The sequence below is a fragment of the Comamonadaceae bacterium M7527 genome, assembly GCA_021044545.1.
Lineage (GTDB): Bacteria > Pseudomonadota > Gammaproteobacteria > Burkholderiales > Burkholderiaceae_C > RS62.
On the sequence record CP087990.1, the window covers coordinates 209,645 to 227,907 of the forward strand.

Consider the following 18,263-nt stretch of genomic DNA (forward strand, 5'->3'; position numbering starts at 1 on the left):
GTGCATGCGTGGCCCAGGGGCTAACGCGCTTTGCCTTTATTCACCTGTTTTTCTACCCAGGCGCTGTAGCGCGACATGGAGAAGCAAAACACGAAGTAAATCAGAGCAATGAACAAGTAGCCTTCAATGTAGAAGGAGCGCCAGTCAGCGTCTGAGCCCAGGGCCAGTCGCAAGGCGCCGGTGAGCTCGTACAAGCTCACGATAGTGACCAGCGAGGTGTCTTTAAAGATGGCGATAAAGCTGTTCATGATGCCAGGCACCACCATGGCCAAAGCCTGTGGAAGCACGATCTTGCGTTGGGTTTGCCAGTAAGACAAACCCAGCGTGGCAGCCGCCTCAACTTGACCTTTTGGAATGGCCTGCAGTCCACCACGGATAACTTCTGCCATGTACGCCGTTTGGAACAGGGTAATACCCACCAATACCCGCAGCAACACGTCAATGGTGACACCCACTGGCATAAACAGCGGGAACAAAAACGAGGCCATGAACAGCACAGAAATGAGTGGAACGCCACGGATCAGCTCGACAAAAATGGTGCACAGGCTGCGAATGGCAGGCAAGTCCGAGCGCCTGCCCAAGGCCACCAACAGCGACAGTGGGAAAGCCAAGGCAATAGAGATAGTTGCCAGCATGATGGTCAGTGGCAAGCCACCCCAGCGGCTGGTCTCTACGGCTTGCATACCCAGCACGCCGCCGCCCATGAGGGTGAAGAAGCCGCTGAGCATGAGTACCCACAAAACGGCCAGCCAAGGCTTCCAAAACGAGCGTGTGCAGCTTGCCACCAGCAAGGTCAGCATCATCAGCGTGGCGACCAGCGGGCGCCATTGCTCTTCGTAGGGGTAGCGCCCAAAAATAACCAGTCGGTATTTCTCTGTTACCACGCCCCAGCATGCGCCCACGCCATCAGCTCTGCAAGCGTTGGAGTCGGCCAGCCAGTAGGCTCTGAAAATTGCCCAGTCGGCCAGTTGGGGCAGGTACCACACCAGCAGGCCGCCAAACATGATGGTGGCAAGGGTGGTACGGGCATCACCAAACAGGTTGGCGCGAATCCAAGGGATGAAACCCTCGGTGTTCACTGGCGCTTGGCGTGGCTCAATCGGTGTAAATGTTGTTGTATTCATGGTTGGCCGCTTATCTCTCTTTGATCGCCGAGCGTTTGTTGTACCAATTCATCAGCAGGGATGTGAGCAGCGATGTGGTGAGGTAGACCAACATCACAATGGCAATACACTCCACAGCGCGACCGGTCTGGTTAAGCGCAGTATTGGTGACCGACACAATGTCTGGGTAGCCCACAGCCACAGCCAAAGATGAGTTTTTGGTGAGATTCAAAAACTGGTTGGTCATGGGCGGGATGATCACGCGCAACGCTTGCGGCAACATCACCAGCTTCATGGACTGGCCTTTGGACAGGCCTAGCGCTGCTGCGGCCTCACTCTGGCCTGCGGCCACGGACTGAACGCCTGCACGCACCACCTCGGCTACAAAAGCGGCGGTGTACATGGTCAGGCCCAGTAATACCGTCAAGAACTCGGGCGTAACCGCGGCACCGTGCTCGATAGCAAAGTCGCCTTTGACGGGTGTGTTGAATTCTGAGGGTGCGCCGCCCAGCAACCAGCCCAATACAGCGCCGCCAACAAGCATGGCCAAAGGCACAAACATATTGCCGGTTTGTTGCCCGGTTATCTCAAAATGGCGGATGGCACGGCGCTTGTACATGACAATGCCGACAATGCCCAGGGCCAAACCGATAAAGCCGGTTAAGTGACCAAATGCCCAGATTGGCGCAGGAAAGGACAAGCCACCTTTGCTCACAAAGAAGTTGCCAAACTGCCATGGCTCCCAGCTGTCTGGCAGCAACTCGGTAAGGAAGATGTACCACATGAACAATTGCAACAGAATCGGAATGTTGCGGAAAAACTCAACGTATGCCGTGCACATACCCCGCACCAGGGCGTTGCGCGAGAAACGGCCAATGCCCAGGAGCGTGCCCAAAATCGTGGTGAGCACAATGCCTACCACCGCCACGCGCAGCGTGTTGGCGAGACCCACCAAAAATGCGCGCCAGTAGCCTTGGCCAGAGTCGTAAGGAATAGGGGTCTCACCAATATCAAAGCCTGCGGCCTGGGTGAGAAAGTCAAAGCCACTTTGAATGCCGCGCGCAGCCATGTTCGTCATGGTGTTGCTGGCTAGCAGCCAAATCAACGAGATGATGGCGGCAATGGCCATGCCCTGGTAAACCAAACCCCTGAAGGCCTGACTGCGCCAAGACAATTGATTTTTTTGGGTGGCACGTGGATGGTGCTCATCGTTATTACTTCAGCTGATGTCTGCGTTTGCCAGGCCTTGCGGCACCGCAACTACACAGCACATGTGGTTGAAAGAGGGAGAGTTGTGTAGGGCTTTCACAGCAAACAAGCCGCATGCCAAGACAGTCTCAGCACGCGGCTTGTCGGTGTTTGCCAACTGCCTAAATCACAACAGACCTAGGCGGTGTTAACCAATAGACGCTGACGGCTTAGCGGATGGGGTAGCCGTACATCAGGCCACCTTTGTTCCACAAGTTGTTGGTGCCGCGTGGCAAACCCAGTGGTGAGTTAGGGCCAACGTTGCGCTCAAAGATTTCGCCGTAGTTGCCAGTCGCGGCAATGGCACGTGCCATCCAGGCGGCGTCCAGGCCAACCAGCTTGCCGGTGTCGTCTTTGGAGCCCAGGATACGGCCGATAGCTGGGCTGTCGTCGCCCTTCATCTGTTCAACGTTGGCTTGCGTAATGCCCAGCTCTTCGGCTTCCAGAAGACCATGGATGGTCCACTTCACAATAGCAAACCACTCGTCGTCGCCGCGGCGAACCATTGGGCCCAGTGGCTCTTTGGAGATCAGCTCAGGCAGGATCACGTAGTCTTTTGGATTTTGTGCTTCCTTGTTGCGAATAGACGCCAGGCCTGACGCGTCGGTGGTGTAAGCAATGCAACGGCCAGCAAAGAAGGCTGCAACTGATGCGTTGAAGTCTTCAAATACAACAGGCTTGATGTTCAAGTCGTTGGCCTTTGAGAAGTCGGTGAGGTTTTTCTCGGTGGTGGTACCAGACTGAACACAAACCGTTTGGTTCTTCAGCTGCATGGCGCTTTCAATTTTTGTGCGTGTTGGCACCATGAAGCCCTGGCCGTCGTAGTAAGTAACGCCAGTTGCGTGCAGGCCCAAAGAGGCGTCACGAGACATGGTGAACGTGGTGTTGCGCGACAAAATGTCGATTTCGCCTGACTGCAGTGCCGTGAAGCGCTGTTGTGCGTTCAATGGCACGTATTTCACCTTGTTGGCATCGCCCAATGTGGCGGCTGCCACAGCTTTACAGATGTCAACGTCCAACAGACCACTCGCCCTGAGAGTCAGCTGCTGAAAAACCTGCCAAACCCGTGTTGACTCCGCATGCAATGCTGTCTCGCGCCTTGATGGCGTCAAGCGTTTTTGCAGAAGCTACTGGCGCGGCCTCGGCGGGCGCTGCAGCAGGTGCTTGAACAGCGGCATCTTCGTTGTTACCGCAGGCGGACAACACAAACGCAGCGGCTAAAGCTGTCGTTAGTACGGATATTTTCATGGGGGCTCCTGTTTCAAACAGTTAGTTTTAAATTGAGATAAGCCGCATGCTTTGCTGTTTGACAGCATCGCAGGTTCAGCGGCCCTCACTATAGTTCAACCCGTGTGTACAAATGCTTGGGGTTTACGCCAGCAGCCCATGCATAATTTGCATACATACCGTTTGACGGTTCTATGCATTGGTTGTTGGTGTGCGTTTTCGCTGCGTTATGGGCCTTGGGCCTGTCAGGTCTCTATGGCGACATCAGCCACACACGCAGGTGTTGCCGCGTCCAGTGCTTGCGCCTTAAGCTGTGCAACATATTGACCTTCAGGGCATTTGAATATGACCACCACACCGGCACACTTTCGTTATTGGCCGCCGCACCTGTCGCGCGAACTCAACGCGCCACAAACCAATTTGGTTGAAAACCTGCGCGTCAGCGCCATGCGCTACCCCGACAAGGCAGCCGTTGTGTTTTTTGACTGCGTGATGACTTATGCGGAGTTGGCGCGTCAAGTGGACGCCATGGCCGCCTACCTGCAGTCGCTTGGTGTGGCATCTGGCGACCGTGTGTTGCTGATGATGCAAAACAGCCCGCAGTGGGTCGTGGCGCACTTTGCCATACTGCGCGCCAACGCTGTGGTGGTGCCCGTGAACCCCATGAACCGTGCCCACGAGCTGTCGCACTACATCGCAGACGCACAAGCACGGGTAGCCGTGGTCAGTGCTGACCTGGCTGGGTTTATGGCCACAGCCGACGCCGCACTGGCTGCAGATGAGCAACTGCACCACGCCGTGGTGACCAACTTGGGCGAGGTGCTTGACTGCAGCGGTGCGGGTTTTGCCGAAGAGGTGCCGCACACGTGGGCTGCATGGCTTGCCACGCCAATAGAGCCGCCACAGTGGGCACAAGCCACCAACCACTCGTGGCAGCAAGCCACCACCTGTACCGCGCAGCCCGGCGAGCTGAGCGCCAAACCCAGTGACTTGGCGGTATTGCCCTATACCAGCGGGACCACCGGGCTGCCCAAGGGCTGCATGCACACACACGCCAGCGTGATGCACAACGCGGTGGCCAGCAGCTACTGGGGCAGTGGCACAGCAGAGGTGGTCTCGCTGGTTGTGGTGCCCATGTTTCACATCACTGGCATGGTCTCTGGCATGCACAGCGCTGTGTTTGGTGGCGCCACCATGGTGGTCATGCCGCGCTGGGACCGCGACCTTGCAGGCCGCTTGATCTCCAAGTGGGGCGTGACCCACTGGACCAACATACCCACCATGATCATGGATTTGTTGGCCAGCCCCAACATGTCCAGCTACGACTTGAGCAGCTTGAAGTACATAGGTGGCGGCGGCGCGGCCATGCCGCAAGCCGTTGCGCAGCGCTTGTTTAATGAGTTTGGCCTGCGGTTTGCCGAGGGCTATGGCCTCACCGAGACGGCTGCCCCTTCTCACAGCAACCCGCCCTTGGCGACCAAGCAGCAGTGCTTGGGCGTGCCGTTTATTGGCGTGCGCTCTATTGTTGTAGATCCAGAGACGCTAAAGCCCTTGCCGGTGGGTGAGTCGGGTGAAATCCTCATCAACGGTCCCATGGTGTTTCAAGGCTATTGGCGCAGGCCAGATGCCACGGCCCAGGCCTTTGTCGAGATTGAAGGCGTGCGCTACTTCCGCTCTGGCGACCTGGGTCGCATGGATGAGGACGGCTACTATTTCATGACCGACCGATTGAAGCGCATGATCAACGCCAGCGGCTACAAGGTGTGGCCCGCCGAGGTTGAAGCCTTGATGTTCAAACACCCTGCAGTGGCTGAGGCCTGCGTGATTGGTGTGCCTGACGCATACCGAGGTGAAAACGTGAAAGCCTTTGTGGTGTTGCGAGCGGGTCAAAGCGTGACAGCGCAAGACATGCTGCAATGGTGTCACGATGAAATGGCGGTGTATAAAGCGCCGAGGATTGTCGAGTTCGTCGACTCGTTGCCCAAAAGCGGCAGCGGTAAAGTGATGTGGCGTGCGCTGCAGGACCAAGCCAAGGCACAAGCGCTTGAGGCGTCAGCCAAAGCTGCCTCGTAAATTGAAACCCAAGGACTGATTGTTTTGAAACTCTTACGTATAGACAAAGAACCCAGCTACCAATGCAACCTGGTGGACATGGACGACCAGGCATTTTTTGAGCAACTCTCACCTGAGGGCGACGTCGTGGTGGAGGTGCTCTACTCCACCATCAACTTCAAAGACGGCCTGGCCATTACAGGCAAATCGCCTGTGGTGCGCAAACCCAGTTTGGTACGGTATTGACCTGGCTGGGCGGGTGCTCAGCAGCGACAACCCCAGCTTCAAAGCGGGTGACGAGGTGTTGCTCAATGGTTGGGGCGTTGGCGAGGTGCACAGCGGCGGTTTGGCGCAAAAGGCGCGGGTCAAGGCGCAGTGGCTGCAGCTGCGCCCCAGCGCCATCAGTGCGCGTCAGGCCATGGCCATAGGCACGGCGGGCTACACGGCCATGTTGTGTGTGCAAGCCTTGCAAGCCGGCGGCGTTAAGCCACAAGATGGTGAAGTGCTCGTAACAGGCGCTACCGGCGGTGTGGGGTCGGTGGCGACTTTGTTGCTGTCGTCACTGGGCTATAAAGTGGTGGCCACCACTGGCAAGGCCAACGAGCATGACTATCTAAAAGGGCTTGGTGCAGCCGAGGTGATGGACAGAGCGCTGCTGAGCGAGCCTGGCAAGCCACTGCAAAAAGAGCGTTGGGCCGGTGTGGTGGACGCCGTTGGCAGCCACACGTTGGTGAATGCCTGCGCCAGCACACGCTACGGCGGCGTGATTGCGGCTTGTGGTTTGGCGCAGGGTATGGACTTCCCGGCAAGCGTGGCGCCGTTTATTTTGCGCGGTATCACGCTGTGCGGTATTGACAGCGTAATGGCACCCATGGCCAAGCGCGAAGCGGCGTGGCAGGCCTTGGCCGGCCAACTTGACTTGGCCAAACTGGACAGCCTGACCACCGAAGTGGCGTTGGCTGATGCGCCTCAAGTCGGTGCCGACATCATGGCCGGCACAGTCAAAGGGCGTGTGGTGGTGAACGTGAACGCGTGACCGCCTGACGGGCTGGTCCTTCAGCTCATTGGCTTGGTGGTGGCGCAGGCACAGGCGGCATCACCAGGGCTTGATAAGCGTGCCAAGTGGCGTGGCCCAAAACAGGGCCAATCACCAATAGCCCCACAAACCACGGCAACATGGCTGCCACCACAGATACCGTGATCAGCATGCCCCAAAAAGCCATGGTGATGGGGTTTTCCCAGGCAGGCCCTGATGCTGGTCAGGCCTGCAGCAATAGCGTCTACACGCTTGTCCAGAATCATGGGTATGGCTATGGCGCTGGTTGTAAAAATGAGGCCCGCAAACACCGCGCCTACCACCAGGTAGGCAATGATGAAATCAATGTTCTCCAGGTTGAGCAGGGCTGCCCAGGTGCTGCTGGCCTCTGGCATGGTGTCGAAGCTGACCGCAAATACAATGAGTGAGGCGCGTCCCCACAGCATTTCAAGCACCAACAACACACCCGCAAAAATAGCCATGGATGATTTGGTGGGCAGCCACGCGCACAACGAGCGCTTGAGTTGAGGCCGGCGTTTGGCCTGCAAGTCTTTGCTGATCTGGTACAAGCCCAGGGACAAAAAGGGCCCCACCAACAAAAAGCCAGCACTCAGCGCCAACACGTAGGCGGGCGCAGACTCAAACACCACCATCAGCGCCTGGCCCATGGCGAAAAAGCACAAGCCATAAAACAAACCGGTCATGGGCGAACGCACAAAGTCAAGCCAGCCCAGGCTTAGCCACTGAAGCGGCTCATTGAGGCCAACGTTGTTAATGGGCATAGACAAAACCGATGAGCTTTGAACCGTCTCTTCGTTGGGGCTTTGTGTGTCTTGCATCATGTGGGGGCGATTAAGCGTTGTCAGTTGTCAAGGGCGTTTGTTTTTTGGCCCATTTCCATAGTATTGCGGCTAGCGCATGCTGTGCCCATCAGGTTTTCCCCTCGTTTGTGCAGAGATAATAGGTCCATGCCTACATTGTTTCCGCCCCCGACTGCGCCGCTGGCGCAGCTGCATGCCCATGTTCAAGTCAACGGTTTTGCCGTGCTGGACGCCGCTGACAGCCCTTCTTGGCTGGGTTGCCAGCAAGCTGACCTGGACGCCTTGAACAGCAGCTGGCACCACTTGGAAGACGACCACTACCTTAAGGACGGTGGTCGTTATCGCAAACGCCGCCACAGTTGTGCCGTGGTGAATGGCGCGGTGGTGGAGCAAGTGGCGCACCGAGCGCACTGGCAGCCTGTGGCGTACAACGCCTTGCACGGCGGTATGCAGCGCTGGTTTGAGCCTGTAGAGCCGCATGTGTGGGCCAACCCAGCGTGGCAGGGGCTGTTGGTGGCGGGCGCGCAAGTGGCCAGTGCCTTGCGTGGTGAGCAAGCTTGGTATACCGAAGCGCACCAGTTTCGCATTGACACCAGCGACGGCATAGGCAGGCCCACGCCAGAGGGTGCTCACCGCGACGGTGTGGACTTGGTGATGGTGTGCATGGTCAGCCGCGAAGGTGTCAAGGGCGGTGAAAGCCGTGTGTTTGAAGCCAATGGCCCCAGCGGCCAGCGCTTCACCATGACCAAGCCTTGGACAGTGCTGTTGCTGGACGATGGCAAGATGATTCACGAAACCACACCCATACAACCAGAAGACGAACACGGTTGGCGCGACACCCTGGTGCTGACCTTCAGGGCGGGCAGCTTCCAGGGTGAGGGCGTTTAAAGGGCTTGAGCGGTGTTAGAGGTCCTGCGACGGCTTCACTTCAGACACGTTCAAAAATGGCAGCAATGCCTTGTCCGCCACCAATACACATGGTGACCAAGGCGTAGCGGCCTTTTATGCGGTGTAGCTCATGAATAGCCTTCACCGTAATCAACGCGCCAGTTGCGCCAATCGGATGACCCAGAGAAATGCCAGAGCCGTTGGGGTTGACTTTGGCAGGGTCCAGCCCCAAGTCCTTGCTGACGGCACAGGCTTGAGCAGCAAAGGCTTCGTTGGCCTCAATAACGTCCAGGTCAGCCACTGTCAGGCCTGCTTTTTTGAGTGCTGCTTGTGTGGCGGGGACTGGGCCAATACCCATGTAGCGCGGGTCTACACCAGCGTGTGCATAGGCTACCAAACGCGCCAGCGGTTTGGCATTTTGCGCGCTCACTGCTTTGGCGCTCATCAGTACCAAAGCCGCTGCCGCGTCGTTGATGCCTGAAGCGTTGCCAGCTGTGACGGTGCCGTTTTCCTTAACAAACACCGGCTTGAGCTTGGCCATGTCTTCAGGCTGGCAGTTGGCGCGGAAGTGCTCGTCGACTTCAAAGGCGGTGTCGCCTTTGCGCGACTTGAGCATGACCGGCACGATTTGATCTTTAAAGTAGCCAGCTTGCGTGGCGCGTTCTGCGCGGCGGTGGCTTTCTACGGCCGTGGCGTCTTGCTGCTCACGTGTGATGCCCCACTTGGTGGCCACGTTCTCGGCCGTCACACCCATGTGTATGTTTTCAAATGGGTCGTGCAAGGCACCCAGCATCATGTCTATGAGTTTGGCATCGCCCATGCGTGTGCCAAAGCGGGTGTTGAGGCTGGCGTAGGGCGCGCGGCTCATGTTTTCAGCGCCGCCGCCAATGGCCACATCGGTATCACCCAGCATGATGGACTGGCTGGCCGACACAATGGCCTGCAAGCCGGAGCCGCATAAGCGGTTCACGTTAAAGGCTGCTGTGTGTTGCGCGCAACCGCCTTCAATGGCCGCCACACGTGACAGATACATGTCGCGTGGCTCTGTGTTCACCACATGACCAAAAGCCACATGGCCCACGCTATGGCCGTCCACGCTGCCACGCGCCAGCGCCTCCTTCACCACCAGGGTGGCCAGTGCGGTGGGTGGCGTGTCTTTCAGTGCTCCGCCAAATGTGCCAATGGCTGTGCGCACAGCGCTTACAACAAATACGTCTTGGGTCATGCTTTTGTCTCCAGTTGGTGTGATGAATAAATGGTGAACGCCAATAGGCGCCAGTCAACGTGCAAGCTAGAAGGGTACTGGGCTGTGCCAGTTCAATGTGTCGCCGCCGCGCAAGCTGGGCACGCTTAAGTCGGTGGCATGCAGTAGCAGGCGGGCAGGCGCTGGCGCCCCTTTCGGACCAGCTTCGTTGCTGAGATGCTGGTAGTTGGGGTGGTACAGCGCGTCACCCACTATGGGGTGGCCTATGTGCATGAGGTGTACACGCAGTTGGTGGGTGCGCCCGGTGATAGGGCGCAAGCTGACGCGTGTAGTTTGGGGGGAGCATGCACCGAGGCGGTGGTGGCGCTGGCTGCCACTTGCCAGAGTGTGCGTGCTGGTTTGCCGGTATCGGTGCATACCTTTGACCTGGGCCGGTTGGGCCAGTCGATGATGAGTGGCGCGTCAATGCTTTGCCATTCATTGGTGACGTCATCTGTTGGGCCAAGAAGCGCCCCTTGCACCACGGCTTGATAGGTTTTGTGGGTGAGGCGTTGAGCAAAGGCCTTGCTCAAGAACTGTTGCGCTTTGATGTGTTTTGCAAACACCATCACACCAGAGGTTGCGGTGTCCAGGCGGTGTACCACCAAGGCAGCGTAGCCCAGGCTGTGCAGCATGGACAGCAGGCAGTGCTGTTTGTCTGGACCTCGCCCAGGCACAGACATCAAGCCCGCGGGCTTGTCCACCACCAGTAGGTCATCGTCCTCAAACAGCAACACGGCCGGCAGCGCTTTTGGAGTACAAGCGGTGTTGCATCGGTGGCAAAGCCGACGCCAGTCGCACGGTCTGGGCGATGGTGGTTTGCATCACGCGCCCTTACCTGACTGCCCAGCCGTCTTTTAGTCCAACGCTTCTGTTGAATACGGGTGCCCCGACTTGGCTGTCTTGCAAGTCTGCGACGAAATAGCCCAGGCGCTCAAACTGAAAGCTTTGGCCAGCGCTGGCTGTGGCCAGGCTGGGCTCCACAACGGCCTGTACCGTGTGCAGGCTGTCTGGGTTGAGGGCCGCCATAAAGTCGCGCCCGCCAGCGTCGGGCTGCGCTTCTTTAAACAGGCGGTCGTACAAGCGCACGGGTGCGCTGAGCGCATCGCTGGCACCCACCCAAGTGATAACACCCTTGACCTTGACGGCAGAGGCGCCCGGCGTGCCGCTTTTGGTGTCGGGTATCAGGCGTGCGTTGACTTGCAGCAGCGTGCCGTTGCTATCGTAGTCAGCGCCTATGCACTCCACCACGTGGCCGTATTTCAGTCGCACCTTGTTGCCGGGAAACAAGCGGAAGTAGCCTTTGGGCGGTTCTTGCTCGTAGTCTGTGCGCTCAATCCATAGCTCGGAGCCAAACATGAATTGGCGCTCCCCGCGTTCAGGGTGGTGTGGGTGTACGGGTGCGGTACAGGTATCTAAATAGCCTGCACCCATTAGCTCGTCCCAGTTGTCAATATGCAGCTTGATGGGGTCCAGCACGGCCATGGCGCGCGCCGCGGTGGTGTCCAGCGTGTCGCGCAGGCTGCCCTCCAGGGTGGAGTAGTCAATCCAAGCGTCAGACTTAGATACGCCAATGCGGTCTGTAAACAAGCGAATGGCTTCAGGTGTGTAGCCACGACGGCGCAAACCCACAATCGTGGGCATACGTGGGTCGTCCCAGCCTTGTACGTGTTGCTCATGCACCAGTTGCGCCAACTTGCGTTTACTGGTGACCACATAGGTGAGATTCAGGCGGGCGAATTCGTATTGTTTGGGTGGTGGCGTGTTCACGATGCCACCGGCACCCAGCTTGTCCATTAGCCAGTCGTAAAACGGGCGCTGGTCTTCAAACTCCAGTGTGCAAATACTGTGGGTGATATTTTCCAGCGCGTCTTCTATGGGGTGCGCAAAGGTGTACATGGGGTAAATGCACCAGGCATCGCCAGTGTGGTGGTGGGTGGCGTGTCGTATGCGGTAGATGGCTGGGTCGCGCATGTTGATGTTGGGGCTGGCCATGTCAATTTTGGCGCGCAGCACGGCAGCGCCATCTGCCAAAACGCCAGCGCGCATGTCGGCAAAGCGAGCCAAGTTTTCAGCCGCAGTGCGGTTTCTAAAGGGGCTGTCGGTGCCGGGTGTGGCAAAGTCGCCCCGGTTTTTGCGCATGTCCTCACCGCTTTGTTCGTCCACATAAGCCAAGCCTTGCTCAATAAGGTAGACGGCCGCATCGTGCATGGTGTCAAAGTAGTCACTGGCCTGGTAGCGGTGGCTGGTACCAAACGCTTGCCAGTCAAAGCCCAGCCACTGCACCGCGTCTACGATGGCGTCCACAAAGGTTTGGTCTTCCTTCTCGGGGTTGGTGTCGTCAAAGCGCAAGTGGCACACGCCGCCGTAGGCTTGCGCCAAGCCAAAGTTCAGGCAAATGCTTTTGGCGTGACCAATGTGCAAGTAGCCGTTGGGTTCTGGCGGAAACCGTGTGCGAATGCTGGCCGGGTCAGGCTGGCCTTGCGCGTGCTGAGCCGCCGTGCCGGGTTGGCCAGCCCACAAGCGCTTGGCATGTGTGCCTTTGCTCAGATCGGACTCAATGATTTGGCGCAAAAAATTACTGGGCTTGGCGGCGGTGTCTGGTGTGTTGCTGTCGGTCACAATGGGGCGCTGGTGGGTAGGTTGTGGCTAAAAAATAGCGCGAATCCTGTGATTTTATGCGGTTGTGGCGTGATCACCTTAGCCACTTAGAATTAGCGCATTCAATACACAAAAGCTCTTACTGGGCGGGAAGCTATTCGCGTGGACTATTTATTACTGGCCAAAGCCGTTGTGATGGGTTTGGTAGAGGGCATTACCGAGTTCTTGCCTATTTCTTCCACCGGCCACCTGATTGTCACGGGCTCGCTGATTGGCTTTCACGACGACAAGGCCAAGGTGTTTGATATCGCCATACAAACCGGCGCTATTGTTGCTGTTGTTGTGGTTTATTGGCAGCGTATTTGGACAACCGTCAGTGAGCTGCCCACGCAGCCCCAGGCTCAGCGCTTTACGCGCAATGTCCTGATTGCTTTTTTCCCGGCGGTTATTTTGGGCTTGTCCTTTGGCAAAGCCATTAAGGAAAATTTGTTCAACGCCAACGTAGTGGCTATTGCGCTGATTGTGGGCGGCGCCATTATTTGGTGGGCGGAAAAGCGCCAAGCAACCACCGTGCGCGTAGACAGCGTTGACGAAATGACTGGCATGGATGCGCTAAAGGTTGGTCTTATTCAGTGTGTTGCCATGATTCCTGGTACCAGCCGCAGCGGCGCCACCATCATTGGCGGCATGCTCATTGGCCTTAGTCGACGTGCAGCCACCGACTTTTCGTTTTACTTGGCGATTCCCACGCTGATAGGCGCTGGTGTGTACAGCCTGTACAAAGAGCGTGACTTGCTGGAGTGGGCCGACTTCCCCATGTTTGCTGTGGGCACAGTGGTGGCGTTTTTCAGTGCGCTGTGGTGCATACGTTGGTTGTTGCGCTACATCTCTACCCACAGCTTTATGCCTTTTGCGTGGTACCGGGTGGCGTTTGGCTCGTTTATTCTGGCCACATCGGCTACAGGCTGGATTGAATGGGCGGCCTAGTCTACGAGGCAAGATCAGCATGAAAGACTTGCGCGGGCACTTGGTGGCCATTCTCAGTGGTGTTGCCATGTTGATAGTGGGTATCAGCCTGCTGTTTTCTGTGGTGGGTTTGCGCGCGGGCATGGCCGAGTTCTCTACGGTGGTTACTGGGCTTATCACATCAGCCTACTACTTTGCAGGCTATGTGGCCGGCGTGTTGGTGTGCCCTGCATTAATCAGCCGCGTGGGGCACATACGCGCTTATGCTGCGATGGCCAGCATGGCGTCCACCATGCCCATATTGCACGCCTTGTGGATTGATCCCTGGTTTTGGGGTGCATTGCGTTTTGTTGCTGGCGTATGCCTGGTGGGCTTGTACATCGTGATTGAAAGTTGGCTCAACACACTGGCACCCAAAGACCAGCGCGGGCGCGTGTTCTCTATTTATTTGTTTGTGTCTTTCATGGCGCTGGCTTTGGGCCAGTGGCTTATTTTGGTGGGCGACGCCATGGGCTTTGTGCCGTTTGCCATGGTGTCGGTGTTGCTGTCGTTTGCGTTGTTGCCCATTACATTGGCACCTGTCACACAGCCTGATGCGGTAGAGCCCCCACGCTTGAGCATTAGCAGTTTGTGGTTGGCTACGCCGCTAGGGGTGAGCGGGGCGTTTGCGTCGGGACTGATCAGCAGTGCGTTTTTTGGTTTGGGCGCTGTGTTTGCCCAACGTGTTGGCTTTGACGCCGCGGGTGTGGCATCGTTTATGGCGGCCACGATTGTGGGGGGCGCCTTGTTTCAGTGGCCTGTTGGTCATTATTCAGACCGCATAGACAGGCGCCGGGTCCTGTTGCTGGCGCTTGTGGCGGCCGTGATGCTGGGTGTTGTGGCCTATGTGTTTGCGCTCACAATGACATGGGCCTTGGTGCCGCTGGGTTTCTTGCTTGGTGGCGTGTTGTTCACGGTGTACGGCCTGAGTGTTGCGCACGCCAATGACATGGTGGACCCGTCTAGAACACTGGAAATAACCGGTGGCTTGCTGTTGGTGCACGGCATAGGTGCAGCCCTTGGTCCAACGCTGGCGGGTGTATGGATGGACTCAGCGGGCCCAGGCAGTTTGATGCTTTACTTCGCGTTGGTGTGCGCTGCGTTGGCTTTGCATACCCTGCAGCGCATCAAGGCGGTGGCGCCGGTGGCGGATGAAGATAAGGTGGACTATGTGCTGATGGGTACCGGCACCGAGACCACCTTGCAGCTGGATCCGCGCACGCCAGATCCCTCAGAGCCTTTGGAGACTCTAGCCGACCAGGACAGCGATCAAGAGGCCACGCCAGTGCCCGCACCAACGAGCTAGGAGCCTCATACCTCGCCGCTCATGGCTTGAAGCGCCAGCACGGCGGCAGCGGCGGTTTCTTTGGGGGACTCCATGGGAAACAAATGCGTGCCCTCTATATGCTGCCAGCGCCCAGGCGCGTCAGTGCCCACCAGGCGGCGCGACAAGCCTTCGCCTACCTGGCGCATCTCCACCGATTGTGTACCAGCAATAAAAGACAGGGGACACCGCAACGGGTGGCGGCGCAGCATGGCGTCTACGTTGTGGGGCAGTGTGTTGTAGATTTTGGTTTCTATGTCACGGTCAAAACGCAGCACACAATGCGAGCCGCCGTTGTTGTCGCTGATGGTCTCAAAGCCGTGTGTCATGTAGTCGTCAAGAGCGGCTGGGTCCCAGCGGGAAAATACGCGCTTGCTACCCAAGTGCCTGCGTGTTTCGGCCAGGCTGGGCCAGGTGTTGCGCCGCTTGCGACTGATGCGCCCCGGGGATACTGAGCCTATGAGCTGTGTCAGCTTGGCTGCAGCCAGGCCCTTGGCTTTCCAACCGGTGAGCACAGGTGAGTCAAGTAGCAAAACGCCTTTAACGCGCTGGCCGCCCAGCATGGGGTGCTTGGCCGCGCACAGCAAGCTCACTATGCCGCCCAACGAATGCCCCACAAGCCACGCTTCTTGCTGGGCTGCATGCATCTCGGCACCGGCAAAGTCGTGCAATTGTTTGACCAGGTTGGGCCAGTTGCTGGTCACCGCGTACTGCGGCTCGTGGCCAAAGCGGTCTATGGCTTTAACGGTGTAGCCGCGTGCGCGCAAGCTTTTAAACAATTGCCCGTAAGTGCCACCGGGGAAGCTATTGCCGTGAGAAAAAATAATCAGCGGCGTTGCGGGTGTTGTCATGGTCTGAATGTTTTTCTCGGTTGGGGTTTTAATTGTTTTGAGTGCCATGGCCGCATTGCGCGCGCTGCAAAGCGAGTAGCCTTCGCCGGGTAGGTGGTTAAAGGCTGGCGTTGGTAGTCGAGTCAGGTAACAACACCCAATCCGCATCGGGCTTGGCGGCTGCGCAATCAGTCATGTTAAGCGTCTCGCTGGCTCAAAGTTTTGAGCTGGTACACCCAGTCCAACGCTTCTCGCGCAGACAGGCTGTCTGGGTCTAGCTCAGCGATGGCCTGCTCTACGGCGCTTGGCTCGGCAGCTGGCAGAGGCGGCGGCTCGGCAAACAAGTCTACCTGGGGCTGGCTGCTTTGGTTGTCCCGTTCAAGGTTGGCCAAACTTTGTCTGGCCTGCTGCACCACAGCGGCTGGTACGCCGGCGAGCTTGGCCACTTGTACGCCAAAGCTGCGGCTGGCTGGCCCGGGCTCAATGTGGTGCAAAAAGGCAATGCCGCTGTTGCCAGACTCCACCGCACTGACGTGCATGTTGATGGCTTGGTGGTGGCTGGTGGGCAGTTGTGTGAGCTCAAAGTAGTGGGTGGCAAACAAACTCATTGACTTGCATTTGTTGTGCAAGTGGGTGGCGATACCTGCTGCCAACGCCAATCCGTCGTAGGTGGATGTGCCGCGCCCGATTTCGTCCATCAGCACCAGCGACTGCTCGGTGGCGGCGTGCAGTATTTGCGCCGCCTCAGTCATCTCCAACATAAAGGTGGACTGGGCGTTGGCCAAGTCATCGGCCGCGCCAATGCGCGTGTGTATCGCATCAAGCGGACCTATGCGGCACTTGGTGGCTGGTACATAACTGCCCATGCTGGCCAGCAGCGCAATCACGGCGACTTGGCGCATGTATGTTGACTTACCGCCCATGTTGGGGCCAGTGATAACGTGCAAGCGCGCCTTGGCGTTGAGTGTGGTGTCGTTGGGGATAAAGTTCACGCTACCGGTGTTGGTGGCTTGCAAACGGCTCTCTACTACAGGGTGACGTCCACCTTGTATGTAAATGCCAACCTCGCTACTGAACTCGGGTGCACACCAATTCAGCGTATGCGCGCGCTCAGCCAAACAACACACCACGTCCAGGCCAGCCAATGCGCGTGACAGGTTGGTAAGTGGTGCAAGCCAAGTCAGTAGTTGCTCCAGCAATTGGTCATAAAGCCATTTTTCACGCGCCAGCGAGCGCTCCTGGGCGCTGAGCGCCTTATCCTCAAAGGCCTTGAGTTCTGGCGTTGTGAAGCGTTCTGCGTTTTTAAGCGTTTGGCGGCGGCGGTAGTTGTCTGGCACACGGCCTAGCTGGCCTTGACTAACCTCAATAAAAAAGCCGTGCACGCGGTTGTATTGCACTTTGAGGTTGGCTATGCCTGTGCGTTCGCGCTCGGTCGCTTCAAGTTGCAGTAAAAAATCATCGGATTTGGTGGCTATGGCGCGCAGCTCGTCTAGCTGCGTCAAAGCCGTCAGCTATCACGCCACCTTCGCGCACCAGTGCAGACGGCTCTGCCAGCAAGCTGGCGTCCAGCAAGGCCACTACTTCAGGCGCAGGCGTGAGGTCTTGTGCCCACTGTGCCAACAAGCCTGTCAGTTCGTTGCCGGGCTGCGCTTGCAAGGTGTTGGCCAAACTGCCAGCGCGCTTGAGGGTGTTGCAAAGCGCGACCAGCTCTCGCGGCTTGGCTTGCGCCAGTGCAATGCGCGCCGTGATGCGTTGCGCGTCACCGCAACCTTTGAGGTTTGTTTGCAAGCGCTGGTAGTGCAGGTTGCCTGGGGCGCTAACCGTGGCAATGGCTTGCAGCCTGGCCTTGGCTGTGGAGCGGGCGCGCTCTGGCGTTAGCAGCCATTCGCGCAGCATGCGGCTACCCATACTGGTGGCGCAGGTGTCTAACAGCGACAACAGCGTAGGCGAGGTTTCGCCGCGCAGTGTGTGCGTGAGTTCGAGGTTGCGCCGCGTGGTGGCGGGCAGGTTGATGAGTGCGTCGTTGTGGGCAACACTCAGTTCGCGCACGTGCACCAAGTCCCGGCCCTGGGTTTGGCGCGCGTACTCAAGCAGCGCACCAGCGGCGGCGTGTGCTTGGTTGAGGTCTTGGGCGTCAAAGGCTTGCAGATTTTGTGTCAGCAGTTGTGCCAGCAGCAAGCGCAGGCCAAGGCTTTCATCAAACTGCCATGCTGGGCGCAGTGTGAGCCCCAAGCGTTGGCCACCCGCACTGGCGTTTGAGGCCAGCTCTTTGAGCACCGCCTCAAATGCATCGGTGTTGTCTGCGCTGTGCAGCAACTCTTGGGGTGCGACGCGGGCCACCCATGTTGCCAGCTCGCTTGGCTTGCACTGTGCAATGTGCACCACACCTTGTGTCATGGCCAGCCATGCCAAGCCCAATGTATTGCGTGGCCCTTGGTGTACCGCGATGACTTTGGCCTCGGCCTTGTCACCCAGCAGCTCAGACTCGGTGAGGTGCCTGGCGTCACAATGCGGACCACGCCACGCTCTACCGGACCCTTACCCGTGACTTCGCCAATTTGCTCGCAAATAGCCACCGATTCGCCCAGCCGAATGAGTTTGGCCAGATAACCATCTACGGAATGAAAAGGCACACCCGCCATGGGGATGGGTTGGCCTGCAGACTGGCCGCGTGTGGTGAGCGTGATGTCTAGCAAGCCCGCCGCGCGCTCGGCGTCTTCGTAAAACATCTCGTAAAAATCGCCCATGCGGTAGAACAAAAGCGTGTCTGGGTACTGCGCTTTGATGCTCAAATACTGGGCCATCATGGGCGTGTGGGCGTTATCCTTGTCTGTCATGAAAGGCGTTTGGGCAATGTACTAAGGTATGAGGGCGTCTGATGCGCA

12 protein-coding genes and 3 pseudogenes are annotated in these 18,263 nt (G+C 57.9%); 5 read left to right on the forward strand and 10 right to left on the reverse strand.

Annotation, left to right across the window (positions count from 1 at the left end; all coding sequences use genetic code 11):
- Positions 1-20: 20 nt before the first annotated feature.
- The 3 genes and pseudogenes from LN050_01010 to LN050_01020 form a co-directional block, all read right to left on the reverse strand.
- A complete protein-coding gene (locus LN050_01010) occupies positions 21-1,124 on the reverse strand; it encodes an amino acid ABC transporter permease (protein UFS56496.1) in 1,104 nt (367 codons plus the stop codon).
- Positions 1,125-1,134: 10 nt separating this feature from the next.
- Positions 1,135-2,232, reverse strand: a complete 1,098-nt coding sequence (locus LN050_01015) for an ABC transporter permease subunit (protein UFS56497.1) — start codon at positions 2,230-2,232, stop codon at positions 1,135-1,137.
- A 289-nt stretch (positions 2,233-2,521) separates the two neighbouring features.
- Positions 2,522-3,599: pseudogene (locus LN050_01020) on the reverse strand (amino acid ABC transporter substrate-binding protein).
- Positions 3,600-3,923: 324 nt separating this feature from the next.
- On the opposite strand from LN050_01020, the gene LN050_01025 reads away from it, so the two are divergent.
- Positions 3,924-5,651: a long-chain fatty acid--CoA ligase gene (locus tag LN050_01025; protein ID UFS56498.1), complete on the forward strand. Its 1,728-nt coding sequence runs from the start codon at positions 3,924-3,926 to the stop codon at positions 5,649-5,651.
- Between the two features lie 78 nt (positions 5,652-5,729).
- Positions 5,730-6,666 (forward strand): annotated as a pseudogene (locus LN050_01030) (oxidoreductase).
- A gap of 20 nt (positions 6,667-6,686) precedes the next feature.
- Here LN050_01030 and LN050_01035 read toward each other — a convergent pair.
- Complete coding sequence (locus tag LN050_01035) at positions 6,687-7,508, reverse strand: DUF2189 domain-containing protein (GenBank protein ID UFS56499.1); 822 nt, start codon at positions 7,506-7,508, stop codon at positions 6,687-6,689.
- A gap of 126 nt (positions 7,509-7,634) precedes the next feature.
- Between LN050_01035 and LN050_01040 the strand changes: the two genes are divergently transcribed.
- Positions 7,635-8,375 carry a 2OG-Fe dioxygenase family protein gene (locus LN050_01040; protein UFS56500.1) on the forward strand — a complete coding sequence of 247 codons (741 nt, stop codon included), beginning with the start codon at positions 7,635-7,637 and terminating at the stop codon, positions 8,373-8,375.
- Positions 8,376-8,415: 40 nt separating this feature from the next.
- Here the strand turns inward: LN050_01040 and LN050_01045 are convergent, their stop codons facing one another.
- The 4 genes from LN050_01045 to LN050_01060 form a co-directional block, all read right to left on the reverse strand.
- Positions 8,416-9,600: an acetyl-CoA C-acyltransferase family protein gene (locus tag LN050_01045; protein UFS56501.1), complete on the reverse strand. Its 1,185-nt coding sequence runs from the start codon at positions 9,598-9,600 to the stop codon at positions 8,416-8,418.
- Positions 9,601-9,666: 66 nt separating this feature from the next.
- Positions 9,667-9,852 (reverse strand): hypothetical protein, encoded by a 186-nt coding sequence (locus LN050_01050; protein UFS56502.1) that lies wholly within the window; start codon positions 9,850-9,852, stop codon positions 9,667-9,669.
- Positions 9,843-10,355 (reverse strand): pseudouridine synthase, encoded by a 513-nt coding sequence (locus tag LN050_01055; protein ID UFS56503.1) that lies wholly within the window; start codon positions 10,353-10,355, stop codon positions 9,843-9,845. The genes LN050_01050 and LN050_01055 overlap by 10 nt, the downstream gene beginning before the upstream one ends.
- 97 nt (positions 10,356-10,452) lie before the next feature.
- Complete coding sequence (locus LN050_01060; protein ID UFS57284.1) at positions 10,453-12,243, reverse strand: glutamine--tRNA ligase/YqeY domain fusion protein; 1,791 nt, start codon at positions 12,241-12,243, stop codon at positions 10,453-10,455.
- Between the two features lie 138 nt (positions 12,244-12,381).
- On the opposite strand from LN050_01060, the gene LN050_01065 reads away from it, so the two are divergent.
- Both LN050_01065 and LN050_01070 read left to right on the forward strand, forming a co-directional pair.
- Entirely contained in the window at positions 12,382-13,206 is an 825-nt protein-coding gene (locus LN050_01065; GenBank protein UFS56504.1) for an undecaprenyl-diphosphate phosphatase, read from the forward strand.
- A gap of 19 nt (positions 13,207-13,225) precedes the next feature.
- The gene (locus tag LN050_01070) at positions 13,226-14,530 is read left to right on the forward strand and encodes an MFS transporter (protein ID UFS56505.1); all 1,305 of its coding nucleotides are present in this window, start codon (positions 13,226-13,228) and stop codon (positions 14,528-14,530) included.
- A gap of 5 nt (positions 14,531-14,535) precedes the next feature.
- Here the strand turns inward: LN050_01070 and LN050_01075 are convergent, their stop codons facing one another.
- Both LN050_01075 and mutS read right to left on the reverse strand, forming a co-directional pair.
- Positions 14,536-15,399 (reverse strand): alpha/beta hydrolase, encoded by an 864-nt coding sequence (locus tag LN050_01075; protein UFS57285.1) that lies wholly within the window; start codon positions 15,397-15,399, stop codon positions 14,536-14,538.
- A gap of 176 nt (positions 15,400-15,575) precedes the next feature.
- A pseudogene (gene mutS, locus LN050_01080) lies at positions 15,576-18,215 on the reverse strand (DNA mismatch repair protein MutS).
- Positions 18,216-18,263 lie beyond the last annotated feature (48 nt).